Source organism: Flavobacterium tiangeerense, assembly GCF_007830355.1.
Classification (GTDB): Bacteria; Bacteroidota; Bacteroidia; order Flavobacteriales; family Flavobacteriaceae; genus Flavobacterium; species Flavobacterium tiangeerense.
The window spans coordinates 102,002-122,375 of the sequence record NZ_VLKO01000004.1 but is presented as its reverse complement, the minus strand read 5'-3'; the positions used below and the strand labels follow the sequence as shown (position 1 = coordinate 122,375).

The following is a 20,374-nucleotide window of genomic DNA, read 5'->3' as shown; positions in this document are numbered from 1 at the left end:
ATTTGTTTTTTTAGTACAGTGAGGACTTTCTATTTTTATAGTTTATTGGAATTAAAAAAAAACCAAATGAAAAATAAAAAAACTCCATTATTTCTAATGGAGTTTATCTTTTGAAATGTCAGGGACTATAATCAAACATTCTATTAAAAGATTCGCCTCTAGTTTTATTGTGATTTCTTTTTATTCAAAAGAAAAACTGCCTTTGCAAATTCTTTTCCCAAATCAATATAACCGTCACTTTTATAATGGTATTTATCTGAATATTTATAACCGTTAGTACTCCTTACAATTGCTACATTGGATTCGGTTGCTGCAAATTTTTCTTGCCCATACTGCACCAATTCTCCAAAATCCCAAACTTTTCCATCGACATCATCACCGGAATCTGATATTTTCCCAATGACTATTGGTAAATCATTGTTTCTAAAAGTCGCTCGCATAAGTTCCATCAACCTTTTCAAATTTGCATAATATTGATTGGCTACCAGTTCTGTTTTATCGGCATCACTCTCTCCTTGCATCCAAATAATACCACTTGGAATCAAAACATCTTCAACTCCATCTCCGTTTATGTCTTGTACAGCCATGGCATTGTTGACCGTTTTCAGAAAATAATCGTATTGATTGATTCCCTTTCCTGCTCTAAAATCAGGCTCCCAAGCACCAAAATAGGCAGTCCCGCTACTATCAATCGATGATCCATTTCTAGCATATTTTTTAAGCATCATTTTTTGTTTTTTCAATATAAAAAACCTTCCATGACAAGAAAGGCTCCGTTTCTATTAGGTTAATTTAGAGTCTACAATTAAACTATTTCTGAATTGAATAATGCTTTACCAAGCAGAATTCTCTAGCGATAATTAAGCATTTTGTAAGCACTTTTTCTTATTCATGCTTCAAATGTATTGAGTATTGTAACTGATTCCCAAATTATTTAAATATTTTTCCAATAGTAGACAAATCTTTAGTTATTTAAAAATAAGCTGTAAAGTTTTAGATTGGCATTTCTTTGATATTTTGTTTGCTCATATAAAATATTCAAAATATTACCTAAACAAAAAAAAGACCCATTCCTTTCGGTTTGGGTCTAGTTGAATGTAGTCTTACAACTTAAAAATGCTGTCTTAATTTTTTATATCCAGTCCGTTGCAGCAAAGAAACTCTTGTTTAATAGATTTAATTGACACCAACAACAGCTTTAAATTCTATATATTTTTCAAGAGTTTTAAAATTATGTCCCTTTTCTTTCATCGATTTTATAAAAGATGGCGAAACTCCCATAGCTTTAGCACCAATAACATCATCTATATTCAAGTTGTTGAACCCTATATTTTTGTATTCCTTGATTAAATCAGAAGTTATATTTTGTGATTTCATGGCAACTAAATCGTCTATCTTAATGTTATTGAAACCCGCTTTTCCAAAATCACTGATGTATTTTGAGGTAACATTAAGTGATTTCAAAGCAAATAGATCATCTATTTTGATATTTTTGTAACCCAATTTTTCAAACTCACTGATGTAATTTGGGGTAATATTTAAAGATTTCAAAGCCATAAGGTCATTGTTAGAAAGATTAGTATATCCAACAGCTTTAAAAGAATCCACAAATGCCGCATCGATATTCATTGATTTAAATGCAATAACGTCATCCCCAGTTTCATCATCGTCATTACCGTTAGTTGAAGCATGAAAATCACTAATGAATTTGCCATTAATACCTTGAGATTTTAAAGCAATAATATTATCAGCAGAAATATTTTTATAGCCAGCCTGACGAATTTCGTCGATGAACGCTTTATCAATCCCCATTGATTTAAAAGGAATTAAGTCTTCTAAATCAAAATCAGGAATATCGGCCTGTTTAATAGAGGTGATATATTCCTCATTTGCACCTAATGCAGCCAACGGAATCAATTGATCTTTGTCAACGTTCTTGTATCCATTTTTCTTCAGCATTTTTACATATGAAATTTTCACGTTTACCATAAAAAAAGCCATGAGGTCACTTTCATCTGCAACTGCAACTCCCTCTTGTGCGATTACGGTATTGAAATTTTTATTGGCTATAAAGTTATAGCTTCCCATTCCATTGTTACCTTCAAATTTCCCTTCAAATTTCATGGTTCCTGCCTCGCGTGTTATTGTAAACTCGCCTTTCATGTCCTTTGTAAGTCCTGTTAATTCGCTCAACTGGAAAGTACTTGAAGAAGTATCTCCACCATCATTCCTAAACTGAATATTTACAGTATTCCCTTTGATAACGGCAAACCAGCTGCCCTCGGTATCCATCCCGTTTTGAATGTTTGATTGCACTTTAGTTATTTCATTTAAATTTGTTGTTTGACCCTGCGCTACAGGCTGATTAAAAAGGCAGGCAAACAAAACCAATAAAGGCAAGAGGAAAAAATATTTCCAAGTTGTGTGTACGTTTGATTTTTTTGAATTCATCATAATGATTCGTTTTTTGATTAATGATTGATTATAGTTAGTTGTAAGACTCAACGGAAAATGGGGCGCCGCCACTTTAAGCAGGCTAAACTGATAGCTCTCTTTTTCAACAGTTTCCTGTTGTAGCATTTTATTATCAGTCAAAAATTCAAGATTACTTTCTAATGCTTTTCGCCATTGCCAGGCAAAAGGATTAAACCACTGAAAAATAATAACGGCTTCAGCAAGTAATAAATCAATAGTATGTTTTTGCTCAATATGAATTTTTTCATGTAGCAAAATCTGATTGTACGTTTCCCACTCGTACTTTTCGGGATTGATAAAAATAGTATTGGCAAACGAACAAGGTGCATTGTCACCAGTGATTTCAACAATTCGGAATTTCCCGTCCTGAATTGAAGATGAAGAATACGCTCTGTACAGCAACACACAAGCCTGCATTAAAAAGTTAAGACCAAATAGCAGTACACCAAACCAATACAAATACACCAGCCATTGTAGCAATGAGCCTACATCAAAAGTCTGTCTGGCTTGTTCGACAATAACCTCCTTCACTGCCGGTCCTTTTAGCCCAATAATTTGACTTTTGTCACCAGCCGCTTTCGCCAGAGGAACGTGTGCTTGTACTGCAACTTTTCGCAAGGATAATTGCTGCGGAATAGGAAGCAATGGCACAATAAAAGCCAAAACCATACAAGCAAGCAAGACAAATCTGTTCAATTGAAAAAAAGTTTCTTTCTGTAAAAGCAATTTATAAAACAAAAGGCAAGCACAAAGAATTAGGGCTGTGTACAAAATATATGGTATCATACGTTGTCTTTTTTAATGATGTTTACAATGTCATCCAGTTCCTTTTCAGTAAGCTTTTGCTCTTTGGCAAAAAAAGCGAGCATTCTAGGATACGAATTATCAAAATATTGGCTAACAACATCCTTAAGTGCAAACTGCTGATATGCTTCCCTGCTGATAATCGGAAAAAAACAATGCATATTCCCTGTTGTTTCATGATTCAAAAATCCTTTTTCTTTGAGAATCTTGACAATTGTTGCTACACTATTGTAATGCGGTTTCGGGTCTGGCAGCAATGGAATTATATCTCTAATAAAGCCTTTTTTCAAATCCCAAAAGACTTGCATAATCTGTTCCTCGCGTTTAGCTAATTTTATCATAGTATAAAAATATTTCAACAAATATAACTACTAATTAATTAGTAGCAAAACTAATTGGTTAATATTTTAACTAAATCGTTAGTATTTAGAGTAAACTAAGACAAGAAGTGATTTTGATACTATTTTTCAAGCTCAGCGAAGTTGTGTCTTGCCCGTGCTTGTAGCTATCGATGAATGCTTTACAAATTATCCAAAATGAAAAAGCCAATAAATTTTTAAATTTATCGGCTTGTACTAGTTAATTTTTTAAAATTATGAATTATTAGGGACTGCAAACGAACAGTTAATCCTAATTTTTACTTTTTTTAGAACTTAAAGCATGTTTTCTAAAAATTAAAATCTAATGTTTTTGATACGCCGTCAATTCAAATATTCTCCTTTGGTTTTATTGGGATTTCTTTTTATTCAGAAGAAAAACTGCCTTTGCAAATTCTTTTCCCAAATCAATATAACCGTCACTTTTATAATGGTATTTATCTGAATATTTATAATCGCTAGTACTCCTTACAATTGCTACATTGGGTTCAGTTGCTGCAAATTTTTCTTGACCATATTGCACCAATTCTCCAAAACCCCAAACTTTTCCATCCACATCATTACCGGAATCGGATATTTTTCCAATGACTATTGGTAAATCATTGTTTCTAAAAGTCGCTCGCATAAGTTCCATCAACCTTTTCAAATTTGCATAATATTGATTGGCTACCAGTTCTGTTTTATCGGCATCACTTTCTCCTTGCATCCAAATAATACCGCTTGGAATCAAAACATCTTCAATTCCATCACCATTTATGTCTTGTACAGCCATAGCATTGTTGACTGTTTTTAGAAAATAATCGTATTGATTGATTCCTTTTCCTCCTCTAAAATCAGGCTCCCAAGCACCAAAATAGGCAGTCCCGCTACTATCAATCGATGATCCATTTCTGGCATATTTTATAATCGCAAGTTTTTGGTTTGGATATAATTCTTGTAGTTTTTTTGCAAACGAAAGCTCAACACCAAATCGATCCGAAAGTGTATTGTTTTTTCCATCCGAAGCAAAACCAGTTCCGTTCCCTGGCTGAAGCACATCCCACTTTCCTAAACCTCCAGTTGCATCATTATCTCCGACAGGATTTCCTTGGTAAATAAAAACATTTTTATTTTTTTTATTTAAAGAATCGGGTAGCTCTTTTACATACCCATACCCTTGCATGTTCGACTGACCTCCCAAATAAAATACTCTGATGGTATCTTTTTTGGTTTGTGCCAAAAGCAAATAAGGCACTAGAAAAAACATTAAAATATATTTCATATAAATTATTTAAATTATTTTACCAATTCAAAACTGTCTCTCAAACGGATATCTGCCGAAGACGACCCAATCATCAGATCGAAATCACCCGGTTCTGAACCGAATTCCAATGCATTGTTATAAAAAGACAGTTTTTGATTGTCTATCGTAAACTGAATGGTTTTGGTTTCCCCTCGATTCAAACTGATTTTTTGAAAATCTTTCAGCTCGATAATTGGGCGCACTACCGAACCCACTTTGTCTCTCAAATACAACTGAACCACCTCTTCCCCTTTCACGCTTCCCACATTTTTTATGTTTACCGAAACCGAAATGAATTCACTATTCTTCATTGTTTTTTTAGACAATTTCAAATCCGAATATTCAAAAGTCGTATAACTCAATCCGAATCCAAATGGGAATTTTGGGGAATTGGGCAAATCAATATAAGCCGATTTATACACTTTATCTTCATTAATAGAAGGTCGTCCAGTATTGAAATGATTGTAATAAATCGGAATTTGTCCTTCGGTTCTTGGGAATGACATTGGTAATTTTCCAGAAGGGTTATAATCTCCAAAAAGAACATCGGCAATGGCATTTCCTGCCTCAGAACCTAGCCACCAGGTATAGACCATTGTCGGCATATTATCGGCAATCCAATCAAAAACCAGTGGTCTTCCCGCATTTATCAAAATCACTATTGGCTTCCCCGTTTTTTGGAGTTCTTTGATTAAATCTTCCTGAACTCCGGGTAATTGCAGGTTGCTTTTGCTTTTGGCTTCCCCGCTTTTATTGAAATTTTCTCCAATACTCAAAATAATCACCTCGGCTTGGCTGGCAACTAATAAAGCATCTGCAAAACCTTCTTTGCTTTTGCTTTCTACTCCGCAACCTTTGGCATATAAAATTTTGGTTCTTTTACCTACTTTATTCTCCAAGCCTTCCCATTGTGAAACGATATAAGTCGAATCCACCTCTTTTAAATCAACAGCCCAAAATCCGTGATTGTCTCTTTTGGATTTTACCATTGGTCCAATAAAAGCGATCGTTTTTAATCCTTTGGATAATGGCAAAATATCTCTTTCATTTTTCAAGAGAACAATACTTTTGGCAGCTATTTCTCTAGCCGCTTTGGTATGTTCCGGATTATTTAGTTCTCTTTGTTCCCTTTCTGGATTACAAAATTTATAGGGATCATCAAAAAGTCCCAATTCAAATTTCTTGCGCAAAATTCTTTTTACAGCATCGTCAATTAAAGCTACAGAAACTTTATTTTCTTTTACCAATTGTTCCAAATGATAACGGTAGGCATTACTTTCCATATCCATATCGCTTCCGGCAGTTATTGAGGCTAGAGCTGCTTCTTTGTTGTCTTTTACGTAACCGTGATTCACCATTTCGCCTATCGAACCCCAATCAGAAACCACAAAACCTTGGAAATTCCATTTTCCTTTCAAGATATCCCTAAGCAGATAGGTATTTCCACTCGCCGGTATTCCGTTAAGGTCATTAAACGAATTCATGAAAGTGGCAGCGCCCGCATCCAGAGCTGCTTTGAAAGGCGGTAAATAGGTTTCCCAAAGCATTCTGTTGCTCATGTCAACCGAGTTGTAATCGCGTCCGCCAATGGCTGCTCCATAGGCCGCAAAATGTTTGACACAAGCCATAACCGAATTCACATCGCCCAAGTTGCCTTGAAATCCTTTGACTCTGGCATAGGCAATTTTTGAACCCAAATAGGTGTCTTCACCGGCACCTTCCATCACTCTGCCCCAGCGCGGGTCACGGGAAATATCCACCATTGGCGTAAATGTCCAGTGAATTCCTGAGGCAGCAGCTTCGGTTGCCGCTATTCTGGCTGAAAGTTCTATTGCAGTTAAATCCCAACTTGCCGCTTCGGCCAGCGGAATTGGAAAAGTTGTTTTGTATCCATGAATCACATCTTGACCAAAAAGTAAAGGGATTTTCAATCGGGATTGCATGGCTAATTCTTGGTATTGCCGTGTATATTTTGTTCCTAAAATATTCAACATCGAACCAATTAATCCTTTTTTAATTTCACTTTTCTTATTGGAATTAATGGTAATAGGTGCGGTAGCGGAATTGTCTCCCGTGTATTGGTTGAGTTGCCCAATTTTCTCTTCGAGCGTCATTTTATTTAGCAAAATTTCCACTTTTTGGTCTGTAGTTTGTTGCTGTGAAAAGGCAAAAACAGAGAAGAATAGTATTGCTGATATTATTGTTTTCTTCATTATTAAAATTTTATATGCAATTAGCCAAATCGCTAGTATGACTTAGCTTCTTTTTTAAACTCCAAAAAATCAAGATTAAAATTTCCTCCTGCGAATTATCCGCGAATTTTATTGATTCTATGTTTAAGAATTATATTTTCTGAGTGTAGCGTGTTAGCAAATAAATAGAAAACATTTTGCTATTACACTTCAACTTTGAATTTGCATTTGCTCCCAGAGCGATGGTTATAAAGCATCGTAATTAGATATTGCAGCATCTTTTTCTAGGTCTCCGGGAGTTTTATGCAAGTATTATAGTATGTCTGTTTTGTTGCGATAGGTTATTGAATTCCCTTTATTCTACTTACTTTAGAATAAATGAACGTACCTAAAATCACTTTTAACGACTTTTCTTTATTACGATTGCAGATTTAACTTCGAGGTTATTGGTCAAGCGTAAAATATAAACTCCATCAGGTAAATTATTCATGTCTATTGAATTTGTACTTTCTTTTGAATCTATTTTTGTGATTGAATATTGTTTGCCAGTAAGGTCAAAGATTTGTGCAGTGTATTTGGTAAAGCCTTCTGGAACACTAAAATTTAATTTATCAGAAACTGGATTTGGAAATACGGCAAACTCATTCTCATTTATTAGAGTCTTTTCAACCGATATTTTTGCAGTAGTTGAAGCGTAATTAAAAGATTCCCAACCAGACACGGATTCTCTGTTACAATTCATGCCAGTAACTGCGCCTCCTTCTGAACAAAGAAATTTTCCATTGAATCCTTTTAAGGCTACTTGTTGTCCAATATTAATCCACTCAAATGATTCCCATCCACTAACAGCAGTACTATTAGACGTAACAGGTGAAGCTCCGTTTTGCGAATTCATATATTTTCCATTACTGTCTTTTAGAGCAATTTTATTGTCCCCCGCATTTACAACTGTAAATTTTTCCCAACCTTGAGCTGTACCTCTATCTGCAGTTACCACTCCCACGCTATTGTTTGAAGAAACATATTTACCGCTATTTTGGAGTGCTATTACGCTGCCAATAGGAGCAATAGGTCTGAGCCTGTCTTGTAATGTGCTGACTAAATTACAATTGGCTAATAAAGATTTATTACAAATTTCATTAGTTGCTGTTATTGCATCAGCTATACTAGGTTTGGCACTTCCAAATTTCACATAATTACAAAGCGCATCCCATTTTGGAGTACCAGGAAAAGAGTAAATAGATCGATCGGTGTATTGTCTTTTCCAAGCCCAAAATGCCCAACCAACGTTGGCAGCATCATAATCTATTCTGGCATCACGAATCCAATCCAAGGTATTCTCTCCAAATTCTCCCGCCCATACAGGAATATTCAATGCGGCACCTTGTCCTTTTATTAAATTCAAATCAGGATTGGGATCTAACTGCCCTTGTGGTCCATAATAATGATTTTCGAATACGAGGTTTGAGTCCCATCGTTGCAACATATCATAAAAATCACTGCCATAATAATTTCCTTGTGCAAAAATGAGATGATTTGAATCGACCTCTCTGATTCTTGCAGTCATTACTTTATAAGAAGCCATTAAACTACTTTTTTGACCATTTCCATTGTCCAAAACTGGTTCATTAAGTAGGTCATAGCCCGCAATCCACTCATTACCAACAAAATTTTTATAATGATTTGCTATATGATTCCAAATACTCGCAGCAATGTTAACATTGTTCCAGTTGTTCCAAAAATCTGGTATCGCACCGTTTGGATTGTCGCAAGTATAACTTTTACTTTGATAACCTGGTGCTGTATGCAAACAAAGAATTACGTGTATATTATTATTTTTGGCCCAAGTCACTGCTTTATCTAGCCAAATGAATCCATCATTAGTAAGAGTACCAGTATTTTGATTCCAAAACATATTATATGCAAACGGGATTCTAACAACGTTATAACCTAGCGCTTTTGCTTGAGCAAAATCAGAATTTGTGATGTATGAATTTCTCCAATTATTTTCAAAACTTACTGTTTTTGCTTCATCATTTCCAAATAAGTCTTTAAATAATCCTCTAATTTGAGTAGGCGATTTTTCTCTCACATTGCCACCTGGCTCAATATTCATCATGTATCCCTCCCAAACAAGCCAATTGCCAAAATTCACACCTCTTAAGGTTATAGGGTTTCCGTCTTTGAGTATCTTGGCTCCTGTGTTTGAAACAGTCAGTCTCTGGGAGTTTACTTGTAAACAAAGAAATAAGAGCATCATGCTAATACTACTTTGTTGAAATCTAAGTTTCTGGTTTATTCTGGTTTTTGGTTTATTGTTCTTCATAGTTTTTGGTTAGTTAATATTATATAAAGATTATACAAAAGAGTTGATCTCAAAAAAAATCACTTTTCAACCAGACATCAATATATCAATACTAAAAATATGTAGCATTAATGAATATGATCTGTAAGGAGCAATTCTAAAAGGTCATTAAGACCTTTTAGGCTATATTTTGTAATTAGTTTTATACTTAAATCTATAAGAAAAAGATTAGCCTATTACCTTAATAAACCAATGTTTGAATTGCATTTGGCAAAATAGTAATTTGGGTAGCTTGAGTTCCTACACACAAATTGTAAATTACACTAGCCTCACTTTGATTCATTACAACAGTTACCATTTTACCATCTTTATTTAAAAATGAAGTACTCAACAAACTACTTCTGCTCACAGCAGTACTCACTCTTTTAGCTTCTGGACGAATGAATTTTGAAAAATGTCCAATATAGTAATACGATGGTGTATAAATTAATTCACCCGTTGTAGTGTCCGCATGAATGGGTGCAAAACAAAAATTTCCAACATGATTGGGTCCCCCTTTTTCATCCAAAAGAATATTCCAATCTGTCCAACCTACAGTTCCGTTATTAAAATCGTTTATCATAGAATTTCCATAACGCTCTCCATTGGCCCACAGTTGGTAGTTTTTGGCATCAAATTTTTCGACACATCCTTCGGTAAACATCAAGTTTTTATCAGGATATGCTTCATGCACACGGGCTACATTATCAAACATTGGGGAACCACCTGCCCAAGTTTCGTACCAATGAAAACCCATTCCCCAAGCATATTTGGCCGCTTCTGGATCTCCAAAAATAGTATTGGCACGTTGCACCATCAAATCTCGATTGTGGTCCCAAACTATTATTTTTTTTGCTCCTAAGCCTTCTTTTTTCATTGTTTGACCAAGAAAATTCTTCAAGAAATCCCGCTCAGCTTCGGCAGTAAACACACAGGATTCCCAAGTTTGAACTGCCATTGGCTCATTTTGTATTGAAATACCCCAAATTGGAATCCCTTCTTTTTCATAGGCTTTTACAAACTTGGTATAATACGTTGCCCAAGACTGGAAATACTCTGGCAAAAGCGTCCCTCCTTTGAGCATAACTTTATTACTTTTCATAAAAGCGGGAGGGCTCCAAGGACTTGCATATAAAGTCATTTTTCCGCCAGCAGTCTCTATTGCTTTTTTGATCAAAGGGATTTTAAATTCTCTATCATGTTCTATAGAAAAAGTTTTCAATTCAGTATCGCCTTCCTTTACATAGGTATAACTTGCAGAAGCAAAATCTGAACTGTGAATCGTAGTTCGCATCAAAGAATATCCAATTCCTTTGTCCTTACTGTAATATGCATTCAAGAATTCTTGTTTTTTGTCACTCGATAATTTGGCAAAAACTTCGGCACTGGCATCCGTAACTGCACCTCCAATTCCCAGAAATGATTGAAACGTTTTCTCTGGATTTACAAAAACACAAATCTGTGTTTCAATAGGCTGAATTAATTCTGAAAACGTGAGATTATTCGTTTTTGTTAATCTTAAATTAGTACTTTCGGCTGTTGTATAAACTGTAACTGTTTTGCCAATTGATTGAAAAGATTGATTTTTTGATTTACTTTTTTGCTGCGCAAAAACAAAAATTGAGGATAGCACCACTAACGTGGTAGTTATTTTTTTCATGATTTTAATAGTGAAAATTAATTTTATAGATGCTTTATTACCAGATATATGTTCCTACTGCTCCTGCTTCTAGTGAAGTAGTAATCCATTTTCCATTGTATTTAATATTGAATAATTCTGGAGCACTTCCGTCGTTAAGAACTAATAGTACTTTCTTTCCCTCAGGAGTTTTAAAAGCAACATTTTGTAAATTGCCTACAATAGCACTACCAATTCTAATAGAACCCGCAGGGATGAATTTAGAAGCATGAGCTGCAATGTAATAACCAACGTTACGCGTTAATGATTCCGTGCTGTTTATCGTTATTGCTCCCTTACACGTTGAACATCCTCCTTGCGTATGAGGACCAAAAGTACCGTCATTAGCAAGATTCCACTGTAGTGCAATTTTACTCCAATTTCGCATGGAACCAATAATTACATTTTTTACTTGCCATTTTAAATCTCCGTTAAATGATCCTGTAGATGAAGTGTATTGCTCTGTGAAATAAACCTCCTTATTTGGAAATGCATCATGAACGGTTGTAAGTGCGCTAATATCACCTCCATACAAATGAAATGCAGAACCAGTTACAAAAGGGTAAGCTACAGCATCTTTTAAGATTGTTATTGGATATTGGGGATTATCACAATTATGATCGTAAGTAATAATCTTTGTAGTAATGTTGTTTGATTTAAATGCTGGACCTAAGTTGTTTTTTATAAAATCGGCCTGCTGTAAGGCAGTCATTACCATACTCGGATTGTTACCCCCGTGTAAAGGTTCATTTTGAGGAGTAATCGCATCAATTACAATTCCTTCCCCTTTCATTTTTTGAATGAATTTTACAAAATACTGAGCATATACATCATAATATTTAGGCTGTAGACTACCACCCACAAAATTTGAATTGTCTTTCATCCAAAGTGGTGCGGTCCATGGTGATCCCATTATTTTAATATTCGGATTGATTGCCAAAATTTCTTTCAGCAAGGGAATCAAATCTATCTTATCAGGAGCTAGACTAAAATTAGTCAAACTAACATCTGTTTGACCTGATGGCATATCGTCATAAGTAAAAGGAGCTGCATTCAAATCAGATGCACCAATACTAATTCTTAAGTAACTCAGTCCAATTGAAGCATCACCTGAACCAAATAATTCCTGCAATAAGTCTTTCTTTTTTTGAGCAGTCAACTGATTGATCACTTGCGCACTACCTCCAGTCAATGTAAACCCAAAACCATCCACGGTTTGATATTTTTGAGTATCGTTAATTTCAATATTCTGATAAATATTTGCTTTACTACCAAAAGCTAAAATATTGGTTTGCTTTTGCAAAAGAACTGATTGATTACCTTTAGTCAGCCAAAAATCAACTTCATTCTTTACTACCGGAGTTGGCGTAGGAGTTGGTGAATCTCCTCCATCATTTGAAGAGGTACAACTAATGTTCATGGCTGAAAAAGCTATTATAAAAAATAACTTTCCTATTTGATGTATTTTTTTCATTGTTTATTTGTAATTAATTTCGATAAAAACAGGGAAATGATCTGATGGGTATTTTAAGTCTTTAGCATCCGATAAAACAGCATATTTTTGAACAGTAATAACGTTGCTTTTTGATAAGAAAATGTAATCAATCAAATGTGTTGATGCTTCGTTGTATTTAAAATTATTAAAAGTTCCGTACGGCCCAAAAGGTTTTTCTTTCGAAATACTTTTGGCGTCATTCATTATTTTTTTTAACTTAATAATCCGCTCTGTTTCTGGTTCTGAATTAAAATCACCCATCAAAACAACGGGATATTTATTCGTATTTAATTTCTCTATTTTCGAAAGTATTAGATCTAATCCTTTGGTTCTAGCATCTTCACCTATATGATCTAAATGGGTATTAAAGACCCAAATCATATTATTTGTTTGTTTGTTTTTTAAGAGTGCATACGAACAAACTCGGTTGCAAGCTGCGTCCCATCCCATTGAAATGGATTCGGGTGTTGCCGATAGCCAAAATGTATTGGATTCGATTACTTTAAATATTCCTTTGGCATAAAAAATATTCGACGATTCTCCTTTTCCTACTCCGTCTCTTCCAATCCCAACATAACTGTATTGTGGAAGTGCAGTTGCTATATCCAATACCTGATTGGGTTTTGCTTCCTGAATTCCAAAAATATCGGGTGCATAAAATCGAATCTGCCCATTAAAAAAATCTTTTCTGTGCGTCCAGTCATTCTCTTTGTCAGAGTCAATATCTAGACGAATATTATAGGTCATAATTTTTAGAGTCTGAGCATTCGAAAACAGACTTGCCAAACAAAAACAAACTATAACTGCTACATTCTTTTTAGACATTTTTTCTATTACTTAGGAATTAATCATTTATTTATTAATACGTAAATCAGTTATTTAAAGTCAAAAATATAAAACTGCTTCTCTAATTATAAACCCTTATATAATCCACTTCCAAAGTAGAAGAGGTAAAACCAGGATCTACAGGACCTCCCCAAATGCCTCCCATTGCTAAGTTTACAATTAGATAAAAGTTCTTATTGAATGGGAATTTATCTGAATTTGCAAAAGTGTAAAACAACTTATCATCTACATAAAACTTTATATAACTTGCTGTCCAATCTGCCGTATAAACATGAAATTCAGTATTATCATTAGGTACTTTTATGGTTCCTGTATCTGGAGTTGCTCCGGAACGTCCAGGAGAGTGTACAGATGAATGATTGACATTCAACTCTTTTCCAACAGATTCTAAAATATCTATTTCCCCACATGCAGGCCATCCAACACTACCTATATTACTACCCAGCATCCAAACAGCAGGCCAAGTCCCAACGCCAGTAGGCACTTTTGCCCGGATTACTACTTTGCCATACGTAAAATCAAATTTTCCATTGGATTCTAATCTTCCAGAAGTGAAGTCGGCCTTTCCATATTTTTCTCTGATGGCTTTTATTTTCAAAACACCGCCTTGAACAATAGTATTTTCGGACCGATTGGTATAGGACTGTAGTTCGTTGTTAACTCTCCCATGATCCCAAATTTGGAAAGTCCATTTACTTGCATCAGGTGCACCATCAGTGTTAAACTCATCAGACCATATCAACTTAGGCTCTACTAAAACTGTAATAGATAATGATTTGCTAACAAATTTACCAGCATTATAAGCAGACACATATAAAGTATAAGTAGTAGTACCCGATGCAGTATAGGTGTAAGAAAAGCTTCCGTTTGTTATTTCCTTTGTTTCTCCATTTCCTAAAACTATTTTATAAGATGTAGCGTTTGTTGCAGTTAAATTAAAATTTACCATGCCACTTCCATCTCCGTTTGGATTTTGATCATTGGCACCAACAATTGTGGCTGTTACTTTTAGATTTGCTGGTTTTTGATCAACAACAGGTTCCTCCAAATTTGAACCGCTACAGGAAATAAACAGAAAGCAGTACAGTACAATAATCAAATTAATTTTAGAAAAATATTTTTTCATTTTTTCACTATTCGTTAAAACATTACATTAAAGAAATGGCCCATAATCATAGAGAATGGACCATTCTACAAACTCAACCTAACTAAAACTTAACTAAAAATTAATTTCTTTAATTTAAAACTACTACATAGACAGTCTCATTTCAATATCTTGAATTTTAATACCGGCCTTCATATCTTCACCACCGCCTCTTATTACAAGGTATGCTGTACCTGTTTTAGTAGCAGTGAATATTCCTAAATTGTTTTCAGCCTTACAGCCTACAGCTGAAATTTTTCCTGAAAAAGCAGCTGTTGCACAACCGTCCCAAGTACTTAAAGCTCTTAATTTTCCTCCTTCGGAATAATCAGTTCCAGTAACTGGTGCAGCATAACCGCAATACACTTCGAACCAAGTATTACTGCCACCTGTTGTTGAAGAAGTAAGCATGTCAATTACGTATTTTTTACCTGCGACAACATTAATTGCCTGATATATTCCGTTACCAGCCCATCCAGTAGCTGTCAAAGTAGCCGATCCGCTGCCAAAAGTTATACTGGCACTAGAGGCTGGATTTGTAACTGTCCATTTAGACCAATCCTCACTATTGGTTAATCTTCCTCCTTTAAGGATATTCCCTTTCACTGGATCTGAGGTTGCTACAATTATATTTTGCGTTGCTAAAGCTGTTGCACCGCCAGCACCTATAGCTTTATGAGAGATAGTATAAGTTCCAGCGTCTGGTAATGAAATTTCAAAATTCATTTTCCCATCTGCAAATCCTGAACCTGTATCCCAAATAGATCTTAACACTCCTTTTGGTTGTGCTACAATATTATATACATTAGTTTTACCTTCAACTGGTGTAACTTTAAATGATGCATCAACACTTGTTGGAGTTAAGCCATTGTCAGTAAACGAGTCCTCGGGCTGACAACTTGTGAAATTTACTATGGCAGCAATAGCAAACATTAGTACAATTCCCTTCTTTTTAATTATATGTAAGTTCATAAAATTTCATTTTAATAATTAGTATTTAGGATTTTGAACGATTTTTGTGTTCGGTAAGTTACTATAAGGTATTGGCCAAATTTCATTTTTACCGGCTATAAACCCTTTATCAGCAAGAGCTGTAGCTGCTTTTCCTGTACGCACTAAATCAAACCAGCGATGTCCTTCACCTGCTAGTTCTTTTCTTCTTTCTAACATAATCGCATCAATAGAAACTGGCACAGATGCTAATCCTACTCTCGCTCTAACCGCATCTAATAATGCTTGTGCTCTAGCTCCTGTTCCGCCAAGCGCCTCTGCCTCCATTAAATAAGTATCGGCTAAACGGATAGCATAAACATCCTGTTTGTAATTCAAGGCTGTTGCTCCTCCTCCTGTTGAAGTATCAGAGTTTAACGGTGCAAATTTTTTCAAAAAATACCCTGTGTCTTGATAATGGGGTTTCCATTTAGCATCACCTGCAGCCTCCAATGCTTTCATATCTATTATTGTTGCATCAAAACGAGGATCACCTTTTAAAACATTATATAAAGCGGGTGTCACTGTATTGAAACTCCATCCAGAAACGTAGTCTGGAGCAAGAGCAGTCTTTTTTTCGTAGCCACGAGGACCTACCATAATATTTATACTATTTCCTTCATCGGCACCACTACCCCAGAATCCCCAATCAGCATCACTTTTGTCTGTATGCATAATTTCAATAATGGCTTCTGAATTAAATTTATTGCTAATTTTCCAAAGGTCTGCAAACTTGTCTAATAATTTATATCCATAAGCACTTGTGCCTCCTGGCGTACCATTTACTTCTGCAAGTTCAGTTGCAGCTAGATTATTTTTATTTTCATACAAGTACACTTTACCTAATAAAGCTTGAACAGAACCCTTAGTTAGACGACCTGCTTCAGTTTTAATATCTACCAACTTATTAGGTAAAACGGCTTTCGCTTCTATTAAATCTTTCTCGATTTGAGCATAAACCACACCTGATGAAACTTGTACTATATTATAAGTTTCTGATGGTGAAACAGGTTTTAAAATCAAAGGAATATTTTTGAAAGTACGCACTAACTCAAAATAATAATACGCTCGAAGTGCTTTAGCCTCTGCTACAAAGCGTGCTTTTTTATCAGCATCCATATTAGTTCCTGGTAATTTCTCTATTAAAATATTAGCACGTGAAATTCCTTGGTAGAAATCACTCCAAAAGCTTTCTGGCATATTGATTTGATCTAAAGTATAATTATCAAATGCATGAATTCCTACTCCATCTCCAACGTTACCACCACCAGCAAAAAAATCATCAGAACCTGCATTCATCATACAGATCATATTATCAAACCCTTTAGATTGTTTGCCTATAATGTCATAAACAGCGATTAATCCAGAGTATGCTTGATTTTCGTTTTTATAATAATTTTCAACTAATTCAAGACCCTTAGGATCAACATATAAGAATTCTTCACTACAAGCTCCCGCTGTAAAAAGTAAACTAACTGCAATACCTATATATTTTATATTTTTAAATTTCATAACTTTTAATTTTTAAAATTGTAAATTAATTCCGAGCATAAATGATTTTGCCTGTGGATAATATCCTTTATCAACACCAATTACACCACCCCCAATTTCAGGATCATAACCTGTGTATTTAGTAAATGTGAACAAGTTTTCACCTGTTACATAGATTCTAGTTTTTGATAATCCTATTTTACCAATTTTCTCACTCGGTAAGTTATAGCCAAATTGTATCGTTTTAAATCGTAAGTAATCACCATCTTCTAAATAAAAATCAGATGCATTTGTGAAGTTTTTATTGCCGTCTGCTGTTGTTAATCTTGGATAAGAATTACTAGTTCCTTCTCCATTCCAGCGTCCTAAAGCAGACGTTTGATAATTAGCATTTACAACATCTAACCTTCTCAATCCTTGGAAAATTTTATTTCCAACAGCCCCTTGCGTAAATACTACTAAATCGAAATTTTTGAAATCTACATTTAATGTAATACCATAAGTAAATTTTGGAAGTGAATTTCCGATGAATGTTTTATCATCATCTGTAATCTTCCCATCAGCATTTGTGTCTTGCCATCTAAAATCTCCTGGCTTAGCATTCGGTTGCACTAAACCTCCAGAAGCATTTGTATAGGCATTAACCTCATTTTGATTCTGAAAAATTCCTTGTGTTTTATAACCGTAAAATGAATTTATGGGATGACCAACTTGTGTTCTGGTAATAGTACCCATACTTTGAAATGAAGCGTTTCCATCAATGAATTTAATATCATTACCTAAAAAGGTTACTTTATTTTCAACATAGGAAATGTTACCTCCTAATTTAAAATTAACTTGTCCAATTTTTTTTCTATACCCTAATTCGATATCAACACCCTTGTTTTCCATGTCAGCAATATTTGCAGAAGGATTTCCAGTAGTTCCTACATAACCAGGAAGCTTAATATCTTGAAGCATTCCAGTAGTCTTTTTATTGTAAAAATCTATTGCAAAGTTAAGACCATTGAAAAATATTGCATCAAATCCAATATTCCCTTGGCTGGTTTCTTCCCATTTTAAATCAGGGTTGGCTGGAGCATTTGGACTATTCCCTATTACAACTGAACCTTGGTTACCTACAGTGTAATTTCTTCCTCCACTGATAGTAGCCAGATATTTAAAATCACCTATAGCATCACTCCCTACAATTCCATAACCACCTCTAAGTTTAAGGCTTGTTAAGACTTTGTTCTTTGGCCAAAAATCTTCATTTGTTGGAACCCAACCTAAAGAGAATGATGGAAAAACACCATATTTGTTGTTAGCTCCAAAACGAGATGAACCATCACGACGAATATTCCCAGTAAATAAATATTTTTCTTTATAATCATAAGTCGCTCTAGCAAACAAAGATGTCACAATGTGTTCATAACCATTATACGCACCTGCAGTAATATCATCTTTTACAGCACCATAACCAAATGAGGCATCATCAAAATTATTAGCAGGAATATTTTTATAAGTTACATAAGTCCCAGAGGAAATATTATCAACATAAGCGCCCTGACCAACCAAAACCGTAAAATTATGTTCGCTAATTTTTTTGTTGTACGTAATTGTATTTTCAACATTCCATCCAAAACCTTTATTAGTTCCTCTACTCAGACTGTTTACTGAATTTATAGTAGAAGAGTTAAAGTACGATACAGGATTAAAACTTTCTGAACCCCAATATGCTAATTTACCACCCACGGTACTTTTAACCTTTAATCCTTTAATCACTTCCAGCTCTAAATATGCATTTCCAACAAAATTATCAGACCATCCATAATTTCCTAATCTAGATTGAATATATGCCAGTGGATTACTCATTTCCTGACCTACAACCTGAGATATTCCATATGGATTTCCATTTGAATCTCTAAAAATCCCTGTTTGATTTACATACGGGTAAAGATTAGCCTCTACAGGATCAGTAACTACAAGTGGCGTAGTAGGATCAAGATTAATTGCCGAACTTAAAGGTCCACCAAATTCACTATTTGTATTCCCTAATCCGATATTTTTCTCATGAGAGTACCCTAATGTTTGACCAAAAGTCAATCCTTTTAAAATTTTGTGAGTAGAATTTAAACGAATATTCTTTCTATTGTAATTAGAAATTTGTGTCGCAACAATTCCTTCTTGATCTAATAATCCAAAAGACAAATAAAAAGTAGAAACATCATTTCCACCGCTTAAACTTAATTCATGTCCAGTACGCAATGCACTGTCATTAAAAATAGCATCTTGCCAATTAGTTCCTTTTCCGTATGCCGTAGTAGATGAATAAGGAAGTATATAAGGATTGTTAGGTGATTGAACGTAACCATTAGCATAACGCTCGTTCATTAATGTAGTGTATTGAGTAGCATCAAGTAAATCTAGCTTTCTAGCCGCTTGAGAAAAACCAGTATATCCATTATAAGACACACTCATTTTACCTGATTTCCCTTTTTTTGTAGTAATTAGAATTACTCCCGCTGCAGCACGTGCGCCATAAATTGCTTGAGATGCAGCATCTTTTAAAACATCCATAGTTTCAATATCTGCTTGGTTTAAATAACCAATACCTCCATTGTCAACTACAACACCATCAACTACCCAAAGAGGATCATTGTTACCAATTGAAGTAATACCCCTCACCCGAATTGTTGAAGAAGACCCTGGCTGTCCAGCATTTGCAGCTATAGTAACTCCAGAAACTCTACCTTGTAAAGCTTGTTCTACTCTACTAATAGGTAAATCTTTTAGCTGAGCAGCTTTAATTCCAGATATTGCTCCAGTTAACAAAACCTTCTTTTGGGTACCGTATCCTACTACCACAACTTCATTTAGATCTTGTGATGATTCATACATTTTTACCTGTACTGCTGTTTGACCATTTATAAAAGTCTCAACAGTTTTATAGCCTATAAAACTAATTGTTAAAACTCCATCTTTTGGAGCTTTTATTTGAAACCCCCCATCAAAATCTGATGTAACTGATGTAGATGTTCCTTTTAATACTATGGTTGCCCCTGGAATTGGCATCCCCTTATCATCAATCACTTTCCCCACCACGGATGCTTCTTGTGCATGCACGTGTAGTGAGAATAAGATTGATGAAATACAAAAAATAAATGTTTTTAATAATTTCATTTTTCTGATTATTTTGGTTATACGTTGGTTATTTGATACAATATTATGTTTTAAATTTCGGAATTCAGAATTTAGAATCACTACAAAATCACAT

13 protein-coding genes are annotated in these 20,374 nt (G+C 34.7%); all 13 read right to left on the bottom strand.

Going from position 1 to position 20,374, the window contains the following annotated elements:
* Positions 1 to 164: 164 nt before the first annotated feature.
* Complete coding sequence (locus tag IQ05_RS05320; protein ID WP_144890768.1) at positions 165 to 728, bottom strand: sialate O-acetylesterase; 564 nt, start codon at positions 726 to 728, stop codon at positions 165 to 167.
* Between the two features lie 448 nt (positions 729 to 1,176).
* Positions 1,177 to 3,261, bottom strand: coding sequence for a M56 family metallopeptidase (locus tag IQ05_RS05315; RefSeq protein ID WP_144890766.1), 2,085 nt, complete (start codon positions 3,259 to 3,261; stop codon positions 1,177 to 1,179).
* Complete coding sequence (locus IQ05_RS05310; RefSeq protein WP_144890764.1) at positions 3,258 to 3,620, bottom strand: BlaI/MecI/CopY family transcriptional regulator; 363 nt, start codon at positions 3,618 to 3,620, stop codon at positions 3,258 to 3,260. The genes IQ05_RS05315 and IQ05_RS05310 overlap by 4 nt, the downstream gene beginning before the upstream one ends.
* A 385-nt stretch (positions 3,621 to 4,005) precedes the next feature.
* A complete protein-coding gene (locus IQ05_RS05305) occupies positions 4,006 to 4,917 on the bottom strand; it encodes a sialate O-acetylesterase (RefSeq protein ID WP_144890762.1) in 912 nt (303 codons plus the stop codon).
* A gap of 14 nt (positions 4,918 to 4,931) precedes the next feature.
* Positions 4,932 to 7,151: a beta-glucosidase BglX gene (bglX, locus tag IQ05_RS05300; RefSeq protein WP_144890760.1), complete on the bottom strand. Its 2,220-nt coding sequence runs from the start codon at positions 7,149 to 7,151 to the stop codon at positions 4,932 to 4,934.
* 379 nt (positions 7,152 to 7,530) lie between these two features.
* The gene (locus IQ05_RS05295) at positions 7,531 to 9,456 is read right to left on the bottom strand and encodes a cellulase family glycosylhydrolase (RefSeq protein ID WP_144890758.1); all 1,926 of its coding nucleotides are present in this window, start codon (positions 9,454 to 9,456) and stop codon (positions 7,531 to 7,533) included.
* 220 nt (positions 9,457 to 9,676) lie between these two features.
* Positions 9,677 to 11,134 carry a glycoside hydrolase family 30 protein gene (locus IQ05_RS05290; protein WP_144890756.1) on the bottom strand — a complete coding sequence of 486 codons (1,458 nt, stop codon included), beginning with the start codon at positions 11,132 to 11,134 and terminating at the stop codon, positions 9,677 to 9,679.
* Positions 11,135 to 11,171: 37 nt separating this feature from the next.
* Positions 11,172 to 12,626, bottom strand: coding sequence for a glycoside hydrolase family 30 protein (locus IQ05_RS05285; RefSeq protein ID WP_144890754.1), 1,455 nt, complete (start codon positions 12,624 to 12,626; stop codon positions 11,172 to 11,174).
* A 3-nt stretch (positions 12,627 to 12,629) separates the two neighbouring features.
* Positions 12,630 to 13,394: an endonuclease/exonuclease/phosphatase family protein gene (locus IQ05_RS05280; protein ID WP_317133636.1), complete on the bottom strand. Its 765-nt coding sequence runs from the start codon at positions 13,392 to 13,394 to the stop codon at positions 12,630 to 12,632.
* A 160-nt stretch (positions 13,395 to 13,554) separates the two neighbouring features.
* A complete protein-coding gene (locus tag IQ05_RS05275) occupies positions 13,555 to 14,619 on the bottom strand; it encodes a family 16 glycosylhydrolase (RefSeq protein ID WP_144890750.1) in 1,065 nt (354 codons plus the stop codon).
* 123 nt (positions 14,620 to 14,742) lie between these two features.
* Positions 14,743 to 15,609 (bottom strand): hypothetical protein, encoded by an 867-nt coding sequence (locus tag IQ05_RS05270; protein ID WP_144890749.1) that lies wholly within the window; start codon positions 15,607 to 15,609, stop codon positions 14,743 to 14,745.
* 18 nt (positions 15,610 to 15,627) lie between these two features.
* Positions 15,628 to 17,139 carry a RagB/SusD family nutrient uptake outer membrane protein gene (locus IQ05_RS05265; protein WP_144890747.1) on the bottom strand — a complete coding sequence of 504 codons (1,512 nt, stop codon included), beginning with the start codon at positions 17,137 to 17,139 and terminating at the stop codon, positions 15,628 to 15,630.
* Positions 17,140 to 17,151: 12 nt separating this feature from the next.
* Positions 17,152 to 20,280, bottom strand: a complete 3,129-nt coding sequence (locus tag IQ05_RS05260; protein WP_144890746.1) for a SusC/RagA family TonB-linked outer membrane protein — start codon at positions 20,278 to 20,280, stop codon at positions 17,152 to 17,154.
* Positions 20,281 to 20,374: the final 94 nt, after the last annotated feature.

What these genes read in the sequence shown, in the direction of transcription:
- IQ05_RS05320 (WP_144890768.1), bottom strand. Translation starts at nt 728, where the DNA reads ATGATGCTTAAAAAATATGCTAGAAATGGATCATCGATTGATAGTAGC.
- IQ05_RS05315 (WP_144890766.1), bottom strand. Translation starts at nt 3,261, where the DNA reads ATGATACCATATATTTTGTACACAGCCCTAATTCTTTGTGCTTGCCTT.
- IQ05_RS05310 (WP_144890764.1), bottom strand. Translation starts at nt 3,620, where the DNA reads ATGATAAAATTAGCTAAACGCGAGGAACAGATTATGCAAGTCTTTTGG.
- IQ05_RS05305 (WP_144890762.1), bottom strand. Translation starts at nt 4,917, where the DNA reads ATGAAATATATTTTAATGTTTTTTCTAGTGCCTTATTTGCTTTTGGCA.
- bglX (WP_144890760.1), bottom strand. Translation starts at nt 7,151, where the DNA reads ATGAAGAAAACAATAATATCAGCAATACTATTCTTCTCTGTTTTTGCC.
- IQ05_RS05295 (WP_144890758.1), bottom strand. Translation starts at nt 9,456, where the DNA reads ATGAAGAACAATAAACCAAAAACCAGAATAAACCAGAAACTTAGATTT.
- IQ05_RS05290 (WP_144890756.1), bottom strand. Translation starts at nt 11,134, where the DNA reads ATGAAAAAAATAACTACCACGTTAGTGGTGCTATCCTCAATTTTTGTT.
- IQ05_RS05285 (WP_144890754.1), bottom strand. Translation starts at nt 12,626, where the DNA reads ATGAAAAAAATACATCAAATAGGAAAGTTATTTTTTATAATAGCTTTT.
- IQ05_RS05280 (WP_317133636.1), bottom strand. Translation starts at nt 13,394, where the DNA reads ATGACCTATAATATTCGTCTAGATATTGACTCTGACAAAGAGAATGAC.
- IQ05_RS05275 (WP_144890750.1), bottom strand. Translation starts at nt 14,619, where the DNA reads ATGAAAAAATATTTTTCTAAAATTAATTTGATTATTGTACTGTACTGC.
- IQ05_RS05270 (WP_144890749.1), bottom strand. Translation starts at nt 15,609, where the DNA reads ATGAACTTACATATAATTAAAAAGAAGGGAATTGTACTAATGTTTGCT.
- IQ05_RS05265 (WP_144890747.1), bottom strand. Translation starts at nt 17,139, where the DNA reads ATGAAATTTAAAAATATAAAATATATAGGTATTGCAGTTAGTTTACTT.
- IQ05_RS05260 (WP_144890746.1), bottom strand. Translation starts at nt 20,280, where the DNA reads ATGAAATTATTAAAAACATTTATTTTTTGTATTTCATCAATCTTATTC.